The sequence below is a fragment of the Longimonas sp. genome, from assembly GCF_040409695.1.
Taxonomy (GTDB): Bacteria; Bacteroidota; Rhodothermia; order Rhodothermales; family Salinibacteraceae; genus Longimonas.
Genome location: NZ_JARWGJ010000103.1, coordinates 1 through 19349 on the forward strand (window position 1 = coordinate 1; position 19349 = coordinate 19349).

The 19349-nt window shown below is 58.0% G+C and carries 18 protein-coding genes; 5 read left to right on the forward strand and 13 right to left on the reverse strand.

Annotated elements, in window-relative coordinates:
- Positions 1 to 319 precede the first annotated feature (319 nt).
- The gene (locus PPP56_RS06560) at positions 320 to 2050 is read left to right on the forward strand and encodes a GAF domain-containing sensor histidine kinase (protein WP_353563238.1); all 1731 of its coding nucleotides are present in this window, start codon (positions 320 to 322) and stop codon (positions 2048 to 2050) included.
- Positions 2051 to 2112: 62 nt separating this feature from the next.
- On the opposite strand, the gene PPP56_RS06565 is transcribed toward PPP56_RS06560, so the two are convergent.
- Both PPP56_RS06565 and PPP56_RS06570 read right to left on the reverse strand, forming a co-directional pair.
- A complete protein-coding gene (locus PPP56_RS06565) occupies positions 2113 to 2931 on the reverse strand; it encodes an EcsC family protein (protein ID WP_353563239.1) in 819 nt (272 codons plus the stop codon).
- Positions 2932 to 3022: 91 nt separating this feature from the next.
- Positions 3023 to 4354, reverse strand: a complete 1332-nt coding sequence (locus tag PPP56_RS06570) for an NAD(P)/FAD-dependent oxidoreductase (RefSeq protein ID WP_353563240.1) — start codon at positions 4352 to 4354, stop codon at positions 3023 to 3025.
- Positions 4355 to 5350: 996 nt separating this feature from the next.
- Between PPP56_RS06570 and PPP56_RS06575 the strand changes: the two genes are divergently transcribed.
- Together PPP56_RS06575 and PPP56_RS06580 are read left to right on the forward strand one after the other, a co-directional pair.
- On the forward strand, positions 5351 to 6367 hold the full coding sequence (locus PPP56_RS06575; protein WP_353563241.1) for a 6-bladed beta-propeller: 1017 nt from the start codon (positions 5351 to 5353) through the stop codon (positions 6365 to 6367).
- Positions 6368 to 6722: 355 nt separating this feature from the next.
- Positions 6723 to 6932, forward strand: coding sequence for a hypothetical protein (locus tag PPP56_RS06580; protein WP_353563242.1), 210 nt, complete (start codon positions 6723 to 6725; stop codon positions 6930 to 6932).
- 29 nt (positions 6933 to 6961) lie between these two features.
- On the opposite strand, the gene PPP56_RS06585 is transcribed toward PPP56_RS06580, so the two are convergent.
- The 3 genes from PPP56_RS06585 to PPP56_RS06595 form a co-directional block, all read right to left on the reverse strand.
- Positions 6962 to 8407 carry a DASH family cryptochrome gene (locus tag PPP56_RS06585; protein ID WP_353563243.1) on the reverse strand — a complete coding sequence of 482 codons (1446 nt, stop codon included), beginning with the start codon at positions 8405 to 8407 and terminating at the stop codon, positions 6962 to 6964.
- 12 nt (positions 8408 to 8419) lie between these two features.
- The gene (locus PPP56_RS06590) at positions 8420 to 8596 is read right to left on the reverse strand and encodes a DUF2256 domain-containing protein (RefSeq protein ID WP_353563244.1); all 177 of its coding nucleotides are present in this window, start codon (positions 8594 to 8596) and stop codon (positions 8420 to 8422) included.
- A gap of 588 nt (positions 8597 to 9184) precedes the next feature.
- A complete protein-coding gene (locus PPP56_RS06595) occupies positions 9185 to 9919 on the reverse strand; it encodes a glutamine amidotransferase-related protein (protein ID WP_353563245.1) in 735 nt (244 codons plus the stop codon).
- Between the two features lie 287 nt (positions 9920 to 10206).
- On the opposite strand from PPP56_RS06595, the gene PPP56_RS06600 reads away from it, so the two are divergent.
- Complete coding sequence (locus PPP56_RS06600) at positions 10207 to 11094, forward strand: alpha/beta fold hydrolase (protein WP_353563246.1); 888 nt, start codon at positions 10207 to 10209, stop codon at positions 11092 to 11094.
- 71 nt (positions 11095 to 11165) lie between these two features.
- Here PPP56_RS06600 and PPP56_RS06605 read toward each other — a convergent pair whose 3' ends face one another.
- From PPP56_RS06605 to PPP56_RS06640, 8 genes are all read right to left on the reverse strand, one after another.
- A complete protein-coding gene (locus PPP56_RS06605) occupies positions 11166 to 11825 on the reverse strand; it encodes an alpha/beta hydrolase (protein ID WP_353563247.1) in 660 nt (219 codons plus the stop codon).
- A 15-nt stretch (positions 11826 to 11840) separates the two neighbouring features.
- Positions 11841 to 12413 (reverse strand): LOG family protein, encoded by a 573-nt coding sequence (locus tag PPP56_RS06610; RefSeq protein ID WP_353563248.1) that lies wholly within the window; start codon positions 12411 to 12413, stop codon positions 11841 to 11843.
- A gap of 85 nt (positions 12414 to 12498) precedes the next feature.
- Positions 12499 to 13095 (reverse strand): protein tyrosine phosphatase family protein, encoded by a 597-nt coding sequence (locus PPP56_RS06615; protein ID WP_353563249.1) that lies wholly within the window; start codon positions 13093 to 13095, stop codon positions 12499 to 12501.
- Positions 13096 to 13245: 150 nt separating this feature from the next.
- Positions 13246 to 14361, reverse strand: coding sequence for a metal ABC transporter permease (locus tag PPP56_RS06620; protein ID WP_353563250.1), 1116 nt, complete (start codon positions 14359 to 14361; stop codon positions 13246 to 13248).
- Entirely contained in the window at positions 14358 to 15308 is a 951-nt protein-coding gene (locus PPP56_RS06625; protein ID WP_353563251.1) for a metal ABC transporter permease, read from the reverse strand. Before PPP56_RS06625 ends, PPP56_RS06620 begins: the two co-directional genes overlap by 4 nt.
- 66 nt (positions 15309 to 15374) lie before the next feature.
- Positions 15375 to 16106 carry a metal ABC transporter ATP-binding protein gene (locus PPP56_RS06630; RefSeq protein WP_353563252.1) on the reverse strand — a complete coding sequence of 244 codons (732 nt, stop codon included), beginning with the start codon at positions 16104 to 16106 and terminating at the stop codon, positions 15375 to 15377.
- A 94-nt stretch (positions 16107 to 16200) separates the two neighbouring features.
- Positions 16201 to 17118, reverse strand: coding sequence for a metal ABC transporter solute-binding protein, Zn/Mn family (locus PPP56_RS06635; RefSeq protein ID WP_353563253.1), 918 nt, complete (start codon positions 17116 to 17118; stop codon positions 16201 to 16203).
- Between the two features lie 332 nt (positions 17119 to 17450).
- Positions 17451 to 18116, reverse strand: a complete 666-nt coding sequence (locus PPP56_RS06640; RefSeq protein WP_353563254.1) for a metal-dependent transcriptional regulator — start codon at positions 18114 to 18116, stop codon at positions 17451 to 17453.
- Between the two features lie 775 nt (positions 18117 to 18891).
- Between PPP56_RS06640 and PPP56_RS06645 the strand changes: the two genes are divergently transcribed.
- Positions 18892 to 19194, forward strand: coding sequence for a hypothetical protein (locus PPP56_RS06645; RefSeq protein WP_353563255.1), 303 nt, complete (start codon positions 18892 to 18894; stop codon positions 19192 to 19194).
- Positions 19195 to 19349: the final 155 nt, after the last annotated feature.

Genomic DNA, 19349 nt, shown 5'->3' on the forward strand with positions numbered 1-19349 from the left:
AACGTAGACAACAAACAACAGGTAGCAAGCAGCCGTCAGCAAGTACACGTGACCACAGGCCAAATTATCGTATTCAATAAAACCTGCATAGATGCACCGCGCAGCCATTCAAAGGTAACGTTGCTTTTGCCGCGCGACTTTATTGCATTTCGTGCCGAACATGCAGCCAGAAACGCAGGTTACGATTCTATGCCACTTGGTGCTATTTTCCAATATATGATAGATATATGCACTGTATGGTTGATGCATGATAGCACGCTGTGCAACAGTGTTGGTATAGCAGCATGTAGCCATTCTTGTCGGCAGTGCACCCCCTCTTATGAACAACGAATCTACCGACATATCACGAGCACCACAGGAAGACACTACTGGGCGCCCTGATGCCCCTGAGCGTCTCAATGCGCTGCAACGATATCACATTCTGGATACACCGCCCGAAGAAGCGTTTGATCATATCACCGATCTGGCCGCGCACGTACTTGACATGCCAATGGCGGTTGTCAACTTTATTGATGCGGAGCGGCAGTGGTTTAAGTCGTGCGTAGGAATCGAAGACATTCGGGAAACGCCGCTTGATCAGGCGTTCTGCAACATCACGATCCGAACACCCGGACTGCTTGTCGTTGGGGATACGCTCAAAGATGAGCGCTTTACCGGGAATCCGTTCGTGGCAGGTCCGCCGCATCTACGCTTCTACATGGGCATGCCGCTTACGTCGCCCGACGGCTACCGGGTGGGCACGCTCTGCGTAATGGACACGGAGCCGCGCACGGTGTCGAAGCAAGACCGTGCTACAATGCGGAAGCTGGCAGGGGTGGTCATGGATGAACTTGAGATGCGGGCGACCGAGAGCCAGCGCGCATACAGGGAGCTCCAGAATCGGGAGAAGCGGCTACGCGACCTTGCTAACAGCGTGCCGGGTGTCGTCTTCCGTGTGCGTGCAATACCTGCAGGCGGTGCTCCGCGCACAAAGATGGAGATTCGGGGAGAGTTTATCAGTGGATATGCGGAGCAGCTTCTCGGCTACCCGGTAGAAGAGCATGATCCGGCCGACGCGTTCAGGTGGTTTATAGAGCGAGTGCCTGCTGCACATCGCCGGGACTTCCGCGACTCGATTGCCGAGGCCGTCGAGGCGGGGGCGCAGTGGGAGCATGAAATGCCGTTCGTACGGCCCGATGGCACGAGAATATGGATTCGAGCCGCCTCAACGCCCGACCCGAATGCGACCCGATCCGATGAGCTGGTTTACAATGGGGTGCTGCTCGACAACACGATCCAGAAAAGAGCGGAGGCGCAGCTGCGTCGGTCCAAGGAAGAGGCCGAAGAGATGAGCCGCCTGAAGTCGTCGTTCCTGACCAACATGGGGCACGAGGTGCGCACACCGCTATCCTCCATTATCGGGTTTGCCGAGGTGCTCAACGACATGGAGCTGGAGGGCCCGGCGCGCCGGTTCAGCCGGCTTATGCACCGCTCCAGCAAGCGGCTGCTCGACACGCTCGACGCTGTGCTCTATCTGTCGCAGCTGGAGGCGGGTTCGGTATCGATGCAGCCTGCACCGCTAAGCGCGTCCGCCACGCTGTACGACGTGGCTTCATCGTTTCAGGCAAAAGCTAAAGCGAAAAACCTATCGTTCGAGGTCGATCTGCCTGATTCAACCGCTGAGTCGGTGTTCGACCGCGATGCGTTTGAGCGTGTGCTCTCCTGCGTGATTGACAACGCCGTCAAGTTCACTTCCGAAGCGGGCCGGGTGTCGGTACGCATGCAGGCCGAGCCGGAGACGATCGTCGTTACAGTTGCTGACACCGGCGTAGGCATCGACGTTGCATTTTTCCCGCATCTGTTTACCGCGTTCAAGCAGTCCTCTACAGGCAATCGGCGCGCCTACGAAGGCAGCGGATTGGGACTTACGATTGTCCAGCAGCTTCTAAAGCTGATGCAGGGGAGCATGGTTGTGCGTACTACGCCTGGAGAAGGCACTACGTTTACAGTGCGGGTGCCGCGCTACGTTGAAAAAGCAGGCTCTGCCCGTCAAGACCCATTTCTCTCGTAAGCATCTGGAAGCATCTGGAAGCATCTGGAGGCATCGGTAAACGCGGCGCAGCACGGCATGCGTTAGCGATGCCGCTCCTTCCAGTCGAGGTACAGCGCCCGACTACACATGAACGACGTCTTGGCAGTGGACTTGGTGAACCAGTAGTTTACGCCTGCGCCCACGGCGGCCCCGGCCAGCGGGATGAGCTGACCCAGCTTGCGGCGGATGAGCGCCTTGGCGATCTCGCGCGGCACGTGTCGATTCTGCTCGTGGAACGACCCCGTGCGGCGCCCGCTGTACGGGTGGTCGTGCACCAGGGCAGCAGCAGCTACGCTGGACTCGCGAAGTGCATCGGCACGGGCGGCGCGGCTGCCCGAGGCTGCTGCGGTAAAGATGGCCAGCACGAGCGGACGGTACGCAGCGTCCTCCATGGGGAAGCCGTAACACGCGCTGATCGTCTGAATCACGCGGAAGTTGATCGTAAATAGTAGCGGAATGTCGGCCACGAGCAGCGCCGCGCCGCCGAGCCCGGTACCGCCGCCCTCCAGCGCGGCAATGAGCGCGTTCTGCTGCATCCGCGTCTGGGCAAGCTCGTCAAGCACCTCCAGCGGCTCGTGGCGCAGATCTTCTACGGCATCGATGTCAATCCCCTGCTTCTGCGCATCCGAGCGGACGGTGTCGAGCACGCCGGTACGCGCCGACATGTCGCTGAGCTGCGAGAGTGCTTCGGCGGTGACCTCTTCGGCGCGGTCGAGCATCTCGCCCGACACGCTGCGCTCTACGACCCAGTCTACCGGCTGCATGGCCCAGTTGATGAGCTGGGAGACGGGCGAGCCCATGCTCTGCGCCCAGGTATCAATATCGCGGCGGGCAGCACGTTCGTCGGCGGTAAGACGCATAGACACAAGGCAGGTTGGCTATGGGGATGCGAAAGGTGTGCTCGATGTCGTCTACTGTACGCATCCCCCAAACGCAAAGTTACGACCGCAGCTATGCCACCGGCGCAGCAGGCGACTTGGATTCTTTGGGGGCATGCTCCGAATCCAGAATGAGGCGAGCGTGGCGCTTGTACGTGAAGTAGTTGTAGATCCAGTCCATGAACACGCTGGCTCGGTTGCGGAAGCCGACCAGCTTGGCAATGTGGATGACGACCCACATGAGCCAGGCGATGATGCCCTTGAACTTGAGCCCGCCCGCGAGCTCGGCCACGGCAGCGTTACGCCCAATGGTCGCCATTTGGCCATAGTCGCTGTACGAGAATGCGGTGCGCTCGCGCCCCTGCACATCTTCACGGATCTGCTTGGCGGCATGCTCCCCCGATTGGATGGCGACCTGTGCGAGCTGCGGAAGCCAGTCGCTGGCTCCGTCGCGCTCCATAGCGGCCATGTCGCCCACCACGAATACATTGTCGTGGGCAGGCAGTGCCAGCGTATCGGAGACGACGACCTGTCCGCTTCGTGTTTGCTCCGCATCAAGCAGATCAGCCAGTGGACTGGCCTGCACGCCCGCGGCCCAGATCAGCGTGTGTGTGGGTATCTGCGATCCATCGGCCAGGGTAACAGCGCCGGACGCGACCTGCTCCACAGTGGCACCAGTTTGCACCTCTACGCCGCGATTTTCGAGGGTGCGGCGCGTGTAGTCTTGCAGCGAGTCGTCGTAGCCTTGCAGCAAGGCGTCTTGCATCTCCAACAGAATGACGCGGGCGTGTTCGCGCACATCGAAGTCCGGATAGTCGCGGTTCAGCGTGTCGAAGAGCTCCACGAGCGCGCCCGCCATCTCGACACCGGTGGGGCCGCCGCCTACGAGCACGAAGTTGAGCATCCCCTCGGGAATCGTATCGGGGGATTCGATGCGCTGTCGGTCGTAGTCCTCAAACTGGCGCAGCGTATGGTGGCGCAGGTTGACGGCGTCGGTCACGTTCTTCAGCGGGAAGGCGTGCTCCTGTGCACCTGCTACGCCAAAGTAGTTGACCTCGGCTCCGCCCGCTACGATCAGATAGTCGTAGGTGATGAAACCGTTGTGGAGCTCGATGCGCTGGCCGTGCGTGTCGATATCGGTGACGGTGCCCATCCGGAAGCGGATGTTGTCGTCGCTGCGGAAGATATCGCGCACGTTGTGAGCAATGTCATCTGGCTCCAGCCCGGCCATGGCCACCTCGTAGAGCAGCGGTTGAAACTTGTGGTAGTTGTTGCGATCCACAATCGTGACCTCGACCGGCGAGCGGCGTAGCGCCTGCGCGGCATGCAGTCCGCCAAACCCCGCGCCGATGATGACAACGTGAGGCGGTGTACCACTGGGGAGACCGTTGACATGCGTAGGCATGGCAGGAAAGAGTATTCGTACAAAGGGAGAAGTACTACGGCTATTTACAACGCCTCCTCGTTACGAATGTGCGCCATCTTGTGAGATATAGCGGCAGAGAAACAGCAATGTTACGGCTTGGGACCTGTAAGCTGCGGGCTCCTACCCTTTCACCCATTCCGCAGCCGCTCATACGTTTTCTCCAGGTTCACAATCGGTGCAGGGTAGTCGGCGCCGATGACGCAGCCGTACTCCTTTTGCTCTTCGTGCGACATGGTATGTTGACAGCCAGAAATCAGAATGAAAAGGGCAGTGCACTTGCAGCTTGATATAAGGATATTTCAAGAGATAACATTTTGGTAATTTCGATTCCTTGATTCTCATGCCCCCCCCTCCGATACTCACATGTGTAGTTATAATGTATTCACGTACATACATACTCGTGCACTCTCAAATTTTTATCCTTGATTACGGTGACTGATCGATTGCTATACGGAGCGCTTATGCTCTCCATTCTATTTTTTGCGACGGCCTTTGCCCCGCAGCTTGATGCCAGTGATGCAACGAATCTGTATACAGCAAATGTAGGATTGGCCGAAGCTACAGAAATATCTGAGGTAATGCCTGGTGCCAATGGTGACCTAACCTGCTCTGTGCTATCGAGTTGTGCGTCAGCGGGGGGATGCTCGGGTCCCGGTGATGTCAAAAACGGTTGCCTGCTTGATTGTGAAGAGGGCGGTTGGCATGGCTGTCCACCTGCTTCTCCCGGTGAAGGTGGGTTTGGTCGGAAGTAACTCCCTATCCTTATCCTTGTGGCCTGTCTGGGAAATGGATCTCAGGCGGGCCAACTTTTCCCAAATTATAAAAGAATGCCGATCAGGAGTTGAAACGTCGAAATTGACCTGAGGCGCTGCCAAAGCGGTTTGTTTTTCCGCGAGGTCTGTTCCAGCATGCCCTTATAGCCTACAAACGTCGGTTCTACTCAACCCCTGATTCGCATTAAAAGTATTTTTTAACATGGATACATTTATAAAAACTGCACTGGTAACGGCTGTACTGATATTCTGTTATTGTCAACTGACATTAGGACAAACGCAGGAGCAGAGACTTGAAGTGCTGAATTCTGTCCCCAGTGATGAGTCCTTCATCGGCAATATTGTGGATCTTGTGGCTGACAAAAATGAGATCTTCGTATCCGACTATCAGAAAAATGAAATCCTCGTATATTCGAAAGATGGTACGCTACTCCGCCGAATCGGAGATGGGGTCGGGGAAGGACCGGGCGAGCTCTTCCGTGTTTTTGACATTTGTTTACGAGGGGACTCGCTCTTCGTGGCAAATGATGGAAATGGACGGTTCGATCTTTTCCACCGAGACGGGCAATTTATTGAGACGTATGCGCAGAGATACGTTTTTACAAGTGACTTTACGGTTACAAGCGATGGTTCTCTATATGGATCGGCGTACAGTCGTGGAGAAGACAACCATCTTCTTTCCGAAAATAACCGACTCCTCTCCCAAATTGGGCGTGATGGGAGCCTGACTAAAAGGTTCGGCGACATGTATTTCGAGGACGAAAATGTTGTCTTCTTAACCAGTCTGGGTTCGATACATCAGAGCGAGGGACGGTTTATTTATGTACCAACCTTCTACGAAACGGTCCGCGTCTTCGAGGACACTACTGAGACACGCAGATTCGATATATATAACGAGACGCTTGACGAGGTACTGGCAAACAATAAGGATTTGGAGCAATTCCGTCCAGCAGTTGACTACACTTTTCCACTCCAAGACTATATCCACGCTTCAGCAGTCCATGAGAGTATCGTTTATGCGGCCTTCCGCGAACCCGATCGGGTTCGAATTATGGCGTACACTGTTGAAGGCGAACCGCACGGGAACTACATCTATGGCGATATACAACATCTTGAAGATCTGCGAGTCCGAGCCTTGGACGTAGACGACGACGGCATTTATCTCGGATTAGAGGACAACATCCCCAAGATCCTGGTATTTGCGCATCCCGATGAATAATGTGGTTATACATTTGCGTGAACGGTACCTAAACCGATTGGCACATCTTATCTCATTTACCTGTGCTATCCAATTTCTAAAAAACTGCTTCCCCATGAATGCTATCTCCACCAAACGCATTGCTTTGCTCCTTCTAACGGGAGCGTTTCTGACAGTTGGTTTCTACGTGCACACAACCAATTTTCGTGTACAAAGTGGAGTCGGCGAGTTGGACCGAATAGCAGATCTGCATACGGCCCTTGCACGTGCCGCAGAGGGCGATTCTCATCTCTTCATGTTTGTAGATCGACTCTCGGACTCGTGCGCGGGCGGTGCACAGGTCCGGGCGGCGCAGCACTTGATTGACACGGAAGATATGCACGCAACAGTTCTTACGCGCATCGATTACACAGCGGTAGAAATTGCCGCCTTCAAGGATATCGTAGATGTAGACGTGCCCATCAAACCAGCCAGCGCTTTGGACATCACCGACGTTGAAGCGGGTCGCTCCATCCTCATTGAAGGGCACTCGGTTTTGTACGACAACCGCATTGCTGATCGTGGTGAGGAAGAAGCAGCGTTGTAGTAGAGCACGTGTTCTGGTTCGAAATCGCCTCACCCATTCCGCAGCCGCTCATACGTTTTCTCCAGGTTCACAATCGGCTCCGGGTAGTCGGCGCCGATGACGCAGTTGTACTCTTTTTGCTCCTCGTGCGACATGGTGTGCGGCTCGTGGACGTAGTGGTCGGGCACATCGGCCAGTTCGGGCAGCCAGTGGCGCACGTAGTCGCCGTCCGCGTCGTAGCGCTTGGCCTGCTTTACGATGTTGAAGTAGCGGTTGCGCGGGTCGTTACCCACGCCGCTGTTGTACGCCCAGTTGCCCCAGTTGCTCGTTACATCGTAATCGACGAGCTTTGCCTCGAAGTACGCTGCGCCCCGCCGCCAGTCGATGTTCAGGCTCTTGGCGAGCATGCTGGCCACGTTCTGGCGGCCCCGGTTGGACATGAAGCCGGTCTGGTTCAGTTCGCGCATGTTCGCATCCACAAACGGAATGCCGGTGGTGCCCGTAGCCCACGCCTCAAACGAGGGCTCGTGCTCGGTCCAGTCGACTTGCACGTTCATCGGACCGGACTGGTGGAAGAGGCGGTCGCCGTACTTCCATCCGATAAACGCAAAGAAGTCGCGCCAGATGAGCTCGAAAATCATCCAGTACGTCGACTTGTTGCTGGTGCGCTCGCGCTCGTAGCGCTTTACCTCGTCGAAGATGTAGCGGGGCGAGACGCAGCCGTGGGCCAGCCAGGCGGAGAACTTCGACGAGTAGTCGGCCCCCAGCAGGCCGTTGCGGGTTTTCTTGTAGCGCTTCAAGTGGTCGCCGCGCCAGATGTATTCGTCGACGCGGTCGAGGGCGCGCGTTTCGCCGCCTTTGAACGGAAGCACGCTGCGCTCGTCGGGCACGCCGTCGTGGTCGAAGCCGAGATCGCTGAGCGCGGGAATGCGTCCGGCGTCGAGTCCGTCGGGCAGCGGGGGTACGGAGTCGGGCGTGGGGTACTGCTCGCGGATATGGCTCTGCTTTTCGAGCTTCTTGCGCAGGGGCGTGAAGACATCCGGCAGCGCTTCAGGCCCGCTAAACGGCAGGTCGTCGATGTGGTAGAGCGTCTGTCCCCAGAAGAAGGCGATCTCAGCATCGGTGGGCTTTAGCGCTTCAATGACGGCGTCTTCCACGTCGCGCTCTTCGGTGCCCAGCTGCTCGTAGCACGTCACCTCGGCCACGTCGTGCTGCTCAACCAGCTGGGGAATTATCTCTTCGGGATGGCCCTCACGCACGACCAGACTGCTCCCTTTCGCCTCCAGTGAGCTGCGCAGGTCGTGCAGGCTCTCCAGCAGAAAGCGGGCGCGGAACGGACCGGTTTTCGGGAGATCCCACCACACCGTGTCGAAGTGGCGCGGATCCACGCAGTAGAGTGGAATGACGGGCCGATCTTCAGAAAGTGCGTACGAGAGCGGTTCGTGGTCGTGCAGGCGCAGGTCGTTGCGAAACCAGACGAGAAGCGGGCGAGCCATGAGCGTTAGCAGTTAGTCAGTAGAGGATTTGGCCCACGGTACCTCATCGCGATTCTTGTTGCGACGGCAACGCTCGCTGCAGTACTTCACGTTCTCCCAGTCGTCCTCCCACTTCTTACGCCACTCAAATGGACGATTGCATACCGGACAAACTTTGGTGGGTAGGTTAGAGGATCCGCGGCGTCCCATGAGATGGTGGGCAAAGGCAGTAACAGGTAGTTAATGGTACACTACCTGCACGATTTTCGACCGACCTGCGTGCCCGCAAGATGCTATATCTTACGAAGCTATCACGATGCTATGAGCTTTTGCAGATGAGAAAAGGGAGTGGAGGATCTGCTATATGGTAGCAGATAGACGCTGCATGACGCATCTGCCGTTAGCCGGTAGAAGGGAAGCGGGACTGGGAGCCTGTGACCGACGCGGCGATCTGGTGGCCCCGTTGGAGCGGTTCATGCTGCTTAGAAGGCACAAGATTGCACTCCAAGAGCACTTCCTCGCTGCGCTCACAGCGCCACGTCGCTGGCGCTCCTCGCAATGACATACTCGAAGATTCTCATGTGGGCCCACTTAATTTGGACTCCGAGCGGTTTCAATGAGCTGCAAATTGTCCCCGATATACGGGCGTCAGTCGAGCTTTCGCCCTCGTGTCGGCTCGTAGCCCCGGCTACGAACCTCTATCGTGGTCCAATTTTCGCCACAGCGGCGCTCTCGCCATCAAACCAAAACCCAAACAGGCTCTGAGGCTTGAGCCCGGTCGTGTGCTGCAGGCGGCTGCTATCCGTTGTTCTTTTTCCGTCTCTCCTCTTCCTCCATGGCCCGTTCGAACATGCTTTTGCCCCCACTTTCATGGATCACGGTTTCTTCTGGCTCGCTGTTCTTCGATTGTTGAGTGGTTTGGGGTTCTGGGGAGGTGAGGCGAAGCTGGTCAAACGCTTCATCGTGGATATCGTAGAGCATGTTGAGCCAGTTGCGCACGAGCTGTTCGGCCTGTGCAGGCTCCATCTCTTCCAGACGAAACTGAATCCCCTCGGTCTTAAAACCTCGATGCCGTACCCCCATCACCGTGCCGCCGGGCGTGCGGGCAGACACTTCCAGCGCGACCGGAAACTCCTTGTCAGACAGCACAGGAGCGGGACTGCTCGACACTTCGAGCGGTGTGCTGATGTTGTGAAAGACCGTACGCTCGTCGTGCTGTACGGTACCGGTCGCATCGCTCTCGGGCTGTCTTGTGGTCGACGCCCCGAAGGCCGCGCCAATGGCGCGGTGCCCGAGCCCAACGCCAAGAATGGGCACCACCGCAGCAAACGACTTGATCGCGGGTACGGCGATGCCAGCGTCTTCAGGATCGCCCGCCCCCTCCGAGAAAACAAGTCCGCTGGGGCGCAACTCCCGGATCGCCTCAAGCGTGATATCGGTACTTGCTTCAACTTGAACCGGAGCCCCACCAATGCGAAGCGCATTAGCCAGCACGTTAATGGCCGGGTCTTCGTTGTCAATGATCAGAATCATAAATCGAATGTCGAAGCTTGTTGAAAGAGCGTGTAGATACGAGCCGAGACGTCACGTAGTATGAAACAAACGCGCAAAGCAAGCAACAGAGCAGTTATCGGTCTTCCGCGTAAGACAGACTCTGCTTTGGCCGTAAAGGCACAAAATGCAACGGTATGGTACTTTATACTTCCTATATAAAGACGTGTTTGGACAATACCAAAAAAACATTGGCGGCTTTTGATAAGTAGCGCGCTGCGCTTTTCCCGCTATGCTGTGTAATCGTGTCCATACACTCCTCAAGGCCTATGAATGCTGCGATTCAGCACCGTCACACTTGGATTGAAACGGATTCTGGCACCGATGCGTCGGTCCGCCTTCACGTAGTGGAGGCTGGTCCTCCGGATGGTGAACCGGTAATTTTGTTGCACGGCTTCCCCGAGTTCTGGTACGGGTGGCACCGGCAGATCCCCGCGCTGGTGCGTGCCGGACGCCGCGTTGTTGTGCCTGATCAGCGGGGCTATCACTGGAGCAGTAAGCCGCGGGGTATAGAGGCCTACCGTATTCAGCGACTGGCGCGCGACGTGGAGGCGCTTATCGATTATACCGGGCACACGCGTGCAGATGTTGTCGGGCACGACTGGGGGGCGATGGTCGCCTGGGCACTGGCAGCATCTGCGCCTCACCGGGTGCGTCGCCTTGGTATCTTGAATGTGCCCCACCCGCATGTTATGGTGGATACGCTGCGTAGGCGCCCGGCTCAGCGGGCGCGTAGCCTCTACGCCGCATTCTTTCAGCTCCCGACCCTGCCCGAGTGGCTACTGGGCCGATGCGAGGGGGCAGGACTCGCACTCATGATGCGGATGAGCAGCAAAGCACGTACATTTTCAGAGGCCGACTGGCGGCGCTACCGTGTAGCATGGCGCCAGCCCGGCGCGCTCCGTGGTATGCTCAACTGGTACCGGGCGGCTGCACAGACCAACGCGTTTGCTCAGATTCCTACGGTGCCCATCGAGCCGCCTACGCTGGTACTCTGGGGGAAGCAGGACGTAGCCCTATGTGCTGAGATGGCAGCGGCCAGCGTGGCCCGATGCACAAACGGCCGCCTCGTGACGTTCCACGACGCAACCCATTGGGTGCAGCACGATATGCCGGAGCAGGTGAACCGCGAACTTATCGCGTTCCTGGAATCCTAACACCAGATCTGCCGGCGGGGCTGGATCGGCTAAGAGCGTTCTAAGAGCGTTTGCCGGGCTGGTCGACCGTACTACGCCAGCTCGCCTTCTGATGCCAGCTTCTGGAGCGTATCGGTATGCAGCCGGTGCCCACCGTCGAAAGTGTACGAAGTAGCTTCTATATCGTGCTCGTGGAGGCGGCGTGCAAGCGCTTCACGTTCACTCATCTCGATGTAGGAGTCATCTGTGCCAAGCACGAGCGAAATGTCGAGCTGGCGAAAAACACCGCTATGAGTTGCAAGATCAATATCGGGAGGCATGCCGCCCGACCACAGGGTAAGCCGGTCGACTGGGGCGGACGTGCGCGCGACCCAACGGCAGGCTGTGGCAGCGCCCTGCGAAAAGCCCAGCACATGGGTGCGCCGCGGACCGCCGTTGCTGCATAGGGAGGCGTGGAGCCGGTTCAGGTAAGCGAGGTAGTCGCGGATTTCGTCAAGGCGCCCAGCGCTGGTCATCCATGAGGCGCCAACGGAGCCTTGCATCCCTTTCGTGTAGAAACGCGAGAGGCCTTCGGGCGCCACCACACAGACCGCATCCTCCTGAATAGCCTGAAACGGCTTGATGAAGTCAGCTGCTCGCTGTCCGTACCCGTGAAGCACAATCCAGAGCGTGTGGGCTGCGGCAGGGGCACCGTACTGCACATAGTGCGCAGTGCGGGGCGTGCGGATGCTGTGTGAACTGGGTCTACTCATCGGGCGAAAGGCGTCTTACTCGCGAGGCGTGGGAGCGGGGGTCTGCAGCGCTACATCGAGGTGCGAAAGCGCTGCGTCTGAGCTGTCGGCTACAAATACGAGGTCGTCGTGCGGGGTGCGCGCAAAATGCTGTGCGTAGAGCTCCTCGAAAAAGCCGAGCAGCGAATCATAGAACCCATTGTGATTTACGATGACAACCGGACGCTCGTGATAGGCCAGCTGACGCAGCGTAAGCACTTCAAGGAACTCCTCAAGCGTTCCGAATCCGCCCGGCAGCACCACGAAAGCGTCGGCGCGCAAGTACATGATGCGCTTGCGCTCGCTCATCGTCTCCGTGACGATCAGTTCGTCGGCGGTGTCGCTTGCAACGCCTTCGATCGATTGGAGCTTCTCGGGAATAACGCCCACGACCGAGCTGCCACGATCGCGCACCGTGCGGGCCACCACGCCCATGAGTCCAGACGTGCCGCCCCCGTAGACCAGCGTATGATTGCGTTCGGCGAGCCCGGCGCCCAGGGTACGGGCTACCGGGGTAAACCCGTTGTTGATTTGAGAGCTCGACGAGCAGTACACGCAGATGTTGGCCATAGTGTGCGGCAGGAACGGCGTAGGGAAAAGAGCGGGAGAGGCAGGCGCACGGAAATCAGCAATCAGACGAGACGACTTCGTTATTCTACTCGCCGGGTGATGTCCAGGTATCGCGAAGCGGCTCTTCCAGATCCGTCAGGCCGGCGCGGCGCCCAATTTCGAGTGCGTGCTCCGGGTCTTCGTCAAGGAGCAGGTGGGCACGTGCCGCGAACAGCGACCCTACGCGGTTGCCGCTGCTGCAGTGCATGAGGATTGGGCGGTTGCCGGTATCCTCAAGAATGCGACTCAGCGCTTCCGCATTCTCATGGGTCACGTCTTCCTCGCCCGCAACGGGGATGTGCACGTAGGTCATGCCGAGCTCCTCAACCAGCGCCTGCTGGTCAAACTCGTCGAACTCCTCATCAGGGCGAAGATTCACAACTGTCTGAAAGCCGAGATCATTTGCGGCACGCAGGTGCGCTTCGGTGGGTTGGCCACCAATCACAATGTCGTCGAACGGCATGATGCCATCGGGGAGGTCTGAGAGTCCTTCAGGGGGAGACTGGGCTACCTCAGAGGGGGTTAGCGCATCGGTGTCGGAGGCTGCGTCTGAGTCGGGGGCAGGCTCTTCGGCTCCGCATCCGGCAACAAGGAGTGCGAGGGCCACACCCAGAAGAAATACGCAGGAGGGTAACGTACGCATGATGTACGCAGGTTAAGATATAAAACAGAAGTACGCCAACGTCCTATGTTAGCTGAAAGCACGGCGTTCCCTGCGCAGGGCCTCGTAAGAGATGCCTACACAGAGGCGCTGCAGACAGGCGTTCCAAAGAAAAGCTTCGAGATGAAGGGATCAGGGGGGGGATGAAAGAGGCATCGCGTGAGCAGCCAGCGACTCACCGTGCTCGGTGCATGCGAAGGCCCCGTTGCGACGCGTGAGCGTGCCGCGCTCACACATGTATTCGAGTACCGCGTCTGTTTTTTGGGCTGACCATCCGAAGCGCTCGTACAGGCGTTTCGGAGCGGCTTCGGGTGTTAGCGGACGGGTCTGCGGGTGGCAGAGGTAGGCGGCCAGCATCTGCTCGGCGAAGCGCGCTGTATTGGTGCGCTGCTGCATCTGCTGGGCAACGAGGCCGCGCTCGGGGGCAAGTAGGAAGGCCAGGCCAAATAGCAGACCAGCTACAGTGGCCATGGAGCCCGCAATGGAAGCGTCGAGCCAGGCAGCAGCGGCGTACCCGATAAGTGCATTGGCTACGCCCAGCGCAGCGCTTAGCCCGATCATCACATCGAGCCGATCGGTGAGCAGGTAGGCCGTGGCGGGCGGGCCCACCATGAGCGCGACCACGAGAATGGCCCCGACGGCGTCAAACGCACTGACGGCGGTGATTGAGACCATGCCCATCAGCGCGTAGTGCAGTACGCCTGGCATAAAGCCCAGCGCAGCGGCCAGCACGGGGTCGAAGGTCGCCAGCTTTAGCTCTTTGTAGAAGGTAAACAGGAAAGCCGCGTTTAGCAGCAGTACGGTGCCCATAACCCAGAGCGCACGCGGCCCCAGGTCTGATCCAAATAGCTCAAGCCGATTGAACGGAGCAAAAGCCAGTTCGCCGAGAAGCACCGCGTCGAGGTCGAGATGTACGTCGCCAGCGTACCGCGCGATCAAAATAACCCCGATGCTAAAGAGAATCGGAAACACAATCCCGATAGCGGCATCTTCCCGGACCAGTCCGGTGCGTTCGATACTCTCGACCAGCGCCACTGTCAGCAGACCTGTTAGCGCCGCTCCGACCAACAGCAGCGGAGATCCGAGCGATTCGGTTAAAAAGAAGCCCACGACAATGCCTGGCAAGATTGCGTGGGTGATCGCATCGCTCATCATAGCCATGCGGCGTAGCACCAGAAACGCACCGGGCAGCGCACACGCTACCGCTGTAACGGCTGCGACCAGCTGCACCTCTACCTGCGGACTCATAGATCTGTTGGGTCTGTAGCTACGTTCGGCGTACGAGCGTTTTGGTCAGGGGGATGCGAAGGCGTTTCCGCTTGCGAGAATCGACGTTGCCAGCTGCGCCAGAGCACGCCGCGCTGTGGAGCCAGCAGCAGCGACGCGATAACAACGGCACCCATACAGAGCACAATTGTGGGGCCGGTAGGCACGTTGCGAACCGATGCGCTGATGAGGGCCCCAGTCACTCCTGTTGCCGCGCCGATGCCTGCAGCAAGGGCGACCATTATACCAAGCCGGTCGGTCCACTGGCGTGCGGCAGCAGCAGGGGCAATGAGCACAGCGCTCATCAGCACTACCCCTACAGTTTGTAGACCAATTACAATAGCGACAACGAGGAGTGTGGTGAGCAGACCGTTGAGCACGCGCACAGGTAGTCCAACACTTCGCGCAAAGGCAGCGTCGAATGAAAGTAGTTTGAGCTCCTTCCAGAAGAGCAGCATGACGATGAGTGCGGTGCCACCCAGGGCTGCCATCACGTACACGTCGTACATGACCAGTGCGGCTGCCTGTCCGAAGAGAAACGCATCCAGTCCGGCCTGAGAGGCGCCGGCGTGGCGCTGCAGATAAGTGAGCAGGACCAGCCCAAGCCCGAAGAACGACGCAAGCATAAGCGCCAGTGCGCTGTCATATGGAACGCGCGTACTGCGGGCTGTGCCATCAACAAACAGGGCTGCACACAGACCGGTGGCTGCCGCGCCAAGCATCAGCACAAGCGGATCCATCTGGCCGGTAAGCAGAAACGCGCCCGCGATACCCGGTAGTGCGGCGTGGGCTACGGCATCCCCAATGAGGCTCTGCCCCCGGAGAACGGCGTAGCTTCCAAGACTGCCCCCCACAATGCCCAACAGTGCCGCTCCGAGGGCAACGGTGCGGAGCGTGTAATCTGAAAAGAGGGCATGCAGCAGGTCCATACTGGATATGGGTACAGGTAAGCGCGAAAGGTAAGCGCGAACGGTGAGACGGCTATGATGAGGCAGCTACGCAGGCATACCGCCTGCATACGTCTCTCGGACGTTGGCGTCTGTAAATGCGGTCTCTACCGAACCGCTTGCAACGGCTCGTACATTCAGAAGAAGTACCTGATCAAAATACTCACGTACGGTACTTAAGTCATGATGCACCACGAGAAGGGTGCGTCCCTGGTTGCGTAGGCGGCGGAGCAGGTCAATAATGGTACGCTCTGTTGTGGCATCTACGCCCTGCAGCGGTTCATCCATAAGATAGAGGTCGGCTTCTTGCACAAGCGCACGCGCCAAGAACACGCGCTGCTGCTGCCCGCCTGAGAGCTGACTGATCTGGCGATCGGCGTAGTCGAGCATGCCGACCTGGTCAAGCGCGTTGCGAGCTTTTTCCTTCTCGGCAGCACCTGGACGCCGAAACCACCCGAGCTCGCCATACAGCCCCATCAGAACCACATCGAGCGCGTTTGTCGGGAAGTCCCAGTCTACGCTGCCACGCTGGGGCACGTAGCCCACGCGGTTCTGGTTCGCGGCGTATGCATCCCCTAACACGCGAACACGCCCTGATGCTATGGGAACGAGGTCGAGCACGGCTTTGAGCAGGGTTGTCTTTCCAGCTCCGTTGGGTCCTACGATGCCAAGAATCGTGCTACGCGGAACGGTGAGGTCGATGTCCCAGAGCACGGGTTCGTCATGGTACGCTACGGTCAGCCCGCGGATGTCGAGAGCCGGTTCAGCATCGGCAGCCATGAGAGAAGTCGAGGTTATAGGGTAGATGCAGGCAGGAGCAGCGCATAGACCAGCGTATAGAGCAGCGTATAGTACACCAGCATGATGGTGCACGTTAGCGTATTGCCATAGGCTCGCTGCCTACGACAGACTCTGCACGTTCAGAGAGCCCCGACACGATTGTCTCCACGTTATGGCGCACAGCCCCTTCGTAGGAGCCAGTGGGGGTGTCTGCATCGCCGAGTGCATCGCCGTAGAGAGCATCGCTGATGTCAACAGCAAACCCACGTGCCCGAACGGCCTCCTGCACCGCACGCAGTCCGCGCTCTGAGACCGAGGTTTCAGCAAACAGAGTCGGGATACGGCGGTCGGCCACAAACTGTGCGAGCGCCTGCACGTCGGCTGTGCCGGCTTCAGTGGCGGTCGAGATGCCCTGTAGCCCGCGCACGTCGAGGTCGTAGGCGCGCCCCATGTAGCGAAACGCGTCGTGCGAGGTGATAAGCACGCGCCGCTCTTCTGGGATCTGCGCAATCTGGTCGCGTGCATAGGTGTCGAGTTCATCGAGACGTTCTGCATACTCAGCAGCACGCTGCTGGTACGTAGCTACATGCTCGGGGTCGAGGTCGGCCAGGCGTTCTCCTACGTGCAGGGCCGCTTTGCGCCAGAGCGCGACGTCAAACCACACGTGGGGGTCATACGAACTGGCAAACTCGGCAGAGGGGATGAGCAGACTGTCGGGTATGGCGGCTTCAGCCAGGGCGGTGGTCGCTACACCTCGTTGACTCATTTCTGGAAAGAGATCGGTCATGCGGCCTTCCAAGTGTAACCCGTTGTAGAGCACCCAGTCGGCCTGCGCCATACGCTGGATATCGCCCTCGCTGGCGTTGTACTGGTGGGGGTCGATGCCAGGCCCCATGAGCGTGGTAAGAGCCACCTCATCTCCGCCAATCTCGCGAACCAGGTCGCCAACCACATTTGTGGTTGCCACAACGCGCAGGCGGTCATCTGCCTCAGTCTCTGAGGAGCAGCCCACGGTAGATATCAGAAGAAGCCCTGTAAGCAACAGCAACAGGACACCAGATGTAGCAGCATGCGTGCGTATCCAATAGGTCATGGCGGGGTGACGGGTATAGAGACGCGAAGATTCGTGTATGACCAGAAATATTTAGCCACGCCTAAAAGTTCCGGGCGTAGCAAGGCAGATAGAAGAGAGCGCTGCTTTGTTGCGCTGTGGTGCGGCCTGTGGCCAGGCACGCTTACGTGCAGCCACAGCATGAGCAGCCACAGTATGATCTGTGTAGAGACGAATCAGGACCTCTGCGCAGCGCCAGCCGCACGGTAATGTAGGTCGCGAAGCAACGGGTGTTACGAGGCATTGGCCTTCACAAACACCTTGTTGGCTACAGGGTGGCCAAGCAGCGTTTCGTTGCCATCGATCTTGATCACCATGAGTCCTTCTACCGGGCGGGTTTCAATGACCTCGACGGTTCGTCCGGGTAGCAGGCCGCGCTGCTCCAACAGAGACAATACCTCAGCATCGTCATCGGCTACGTGGTCGATCGTTACGGCATCCCCTTCGCCTGCATCGGCGAGAGTGCGTGTAGAGAGCACATCCACGGTACCCTCGCGCGTGGGGATGGGATGGCCATGCGGGTCGCGTGTCGGATGCCCCAACATCTCTTCAATGCGATCCTCGAACGTTTCTGAGATGTGGTGTTCGAGGCGCTCAGCCTCGTGGTGAATCGTATCCCAATCGAGGCCCATCACCTCTTTGAAGTAGAGCTCCAGCAGGCGGTGGTGGCGAATCACCTCAAGGGCGATGGCGCGCCCGGGCTCGGTCAGCGTGGCGCCGGCATAGGCTTTGTATGATATGAACCCCAGATCGTCGAGCCGGCGCACCATGTTGGAGGCAGAGGCGGGTGCTACTTCCATCGCCTCTGCTATTGCCCCCGAGGAGACAGGAGGCCCTGCGGTACCTGTTTCCAGCTTATAGATGGTCTTGAGGTAGTCCTCGATAGAGGGCGTAGGCATGAAAGTCAGCAGGCAGTCCGACAGGAGACGGTATGCGAAGAATCAATACGCACCGTACGAACAGAAGTTACGACGCCTCTGCCCGGATATGGCGATGGGGGGGCAACAAGGGGAAGTAGTTAGTGCACTGGGTGAAGTGCATGCGGGCAAAGCAGAACCAAGAGCACAACGGCAAGACAACCTGCAGCTTGGGTAATAGGAGAGACTGAATATCATGTAACAGTTAATGCACGCGAAGCCGGTTTCTTTTTCTGAGAGTGAGAGAGTTTTCATCTGGGCAAAAGGGAGCAAGAGTACATTGCGATCTTGTACGATCAGGGAGCTTGCCCCTTCGGTCGAAAATCGAAATGAGAAGATATCCATCTATTAAAAATAAAACAGACTTGTCCCTTGTGCGGTGGGTATCAGTCCGGTTACATCCTTCACGACCGCCCTGTTACAGCCATGAAGAGAGGGCAGACGTCGTGTGAAAGAGCGGCGATTCAGAGATGAACGTTGCCCGAAAGAAAAAGAAAGCGCTTTTCTCGCGTAACATCGTGTGCGAGGCGTTCGTCATAAAGGGCGAAGATAGGATGCGCGCCCTATCGGATGCGCCGCAGTTGCTCCGGAGAGCTGTGTGCGGCGCCACTGAATGTGCCAGGAACACACAGGCAATTCAGTGGCGGACAGAATACAAGTTGATTGTCCGCTAAACAAACCTATTTACTCAGTAATGTATAACGCACCTAAACCACACGATAAAAAGTTTCTCGTTGGCAACTTCATGAGCAGCTACATGCCGCTCGCCCGTCCTCCAGAACGAAACCTGGACCGTATTGCACTAACTTCAGGAGAGTTAGCCGGACGCTTGCATAAGCGCACGGCTCAACGGGTGTCCCGCGAAAGGGGATACAACCTATTTCGCCTCGTTGGATCAGTCGTCGTGATCACAATAATGGCACTCAGTCTCTATGCGGGCATCACTGCGCCGGATATAGAAGACGAGTCGATGCAGGCCGGAACGCCTACAGAGATTACGGTACCCTCAGCTGAACGAGGACCGTCTGCATCGACTGCCATTCCTGGACTGTTCCAGTAGGCATATGAGGTGTTCTGCTATCCCCTACGGGTTCGCCTGCAATCATCCCTCACAACGACAGCAAAAACGGCAGATGTGCTCCGCTACGTTGCGGGGGCATCTGCCGTTTTTTCTTTGTAGGACCTTTCAAATCTGCAGGAGATGCAGGAAGAGAA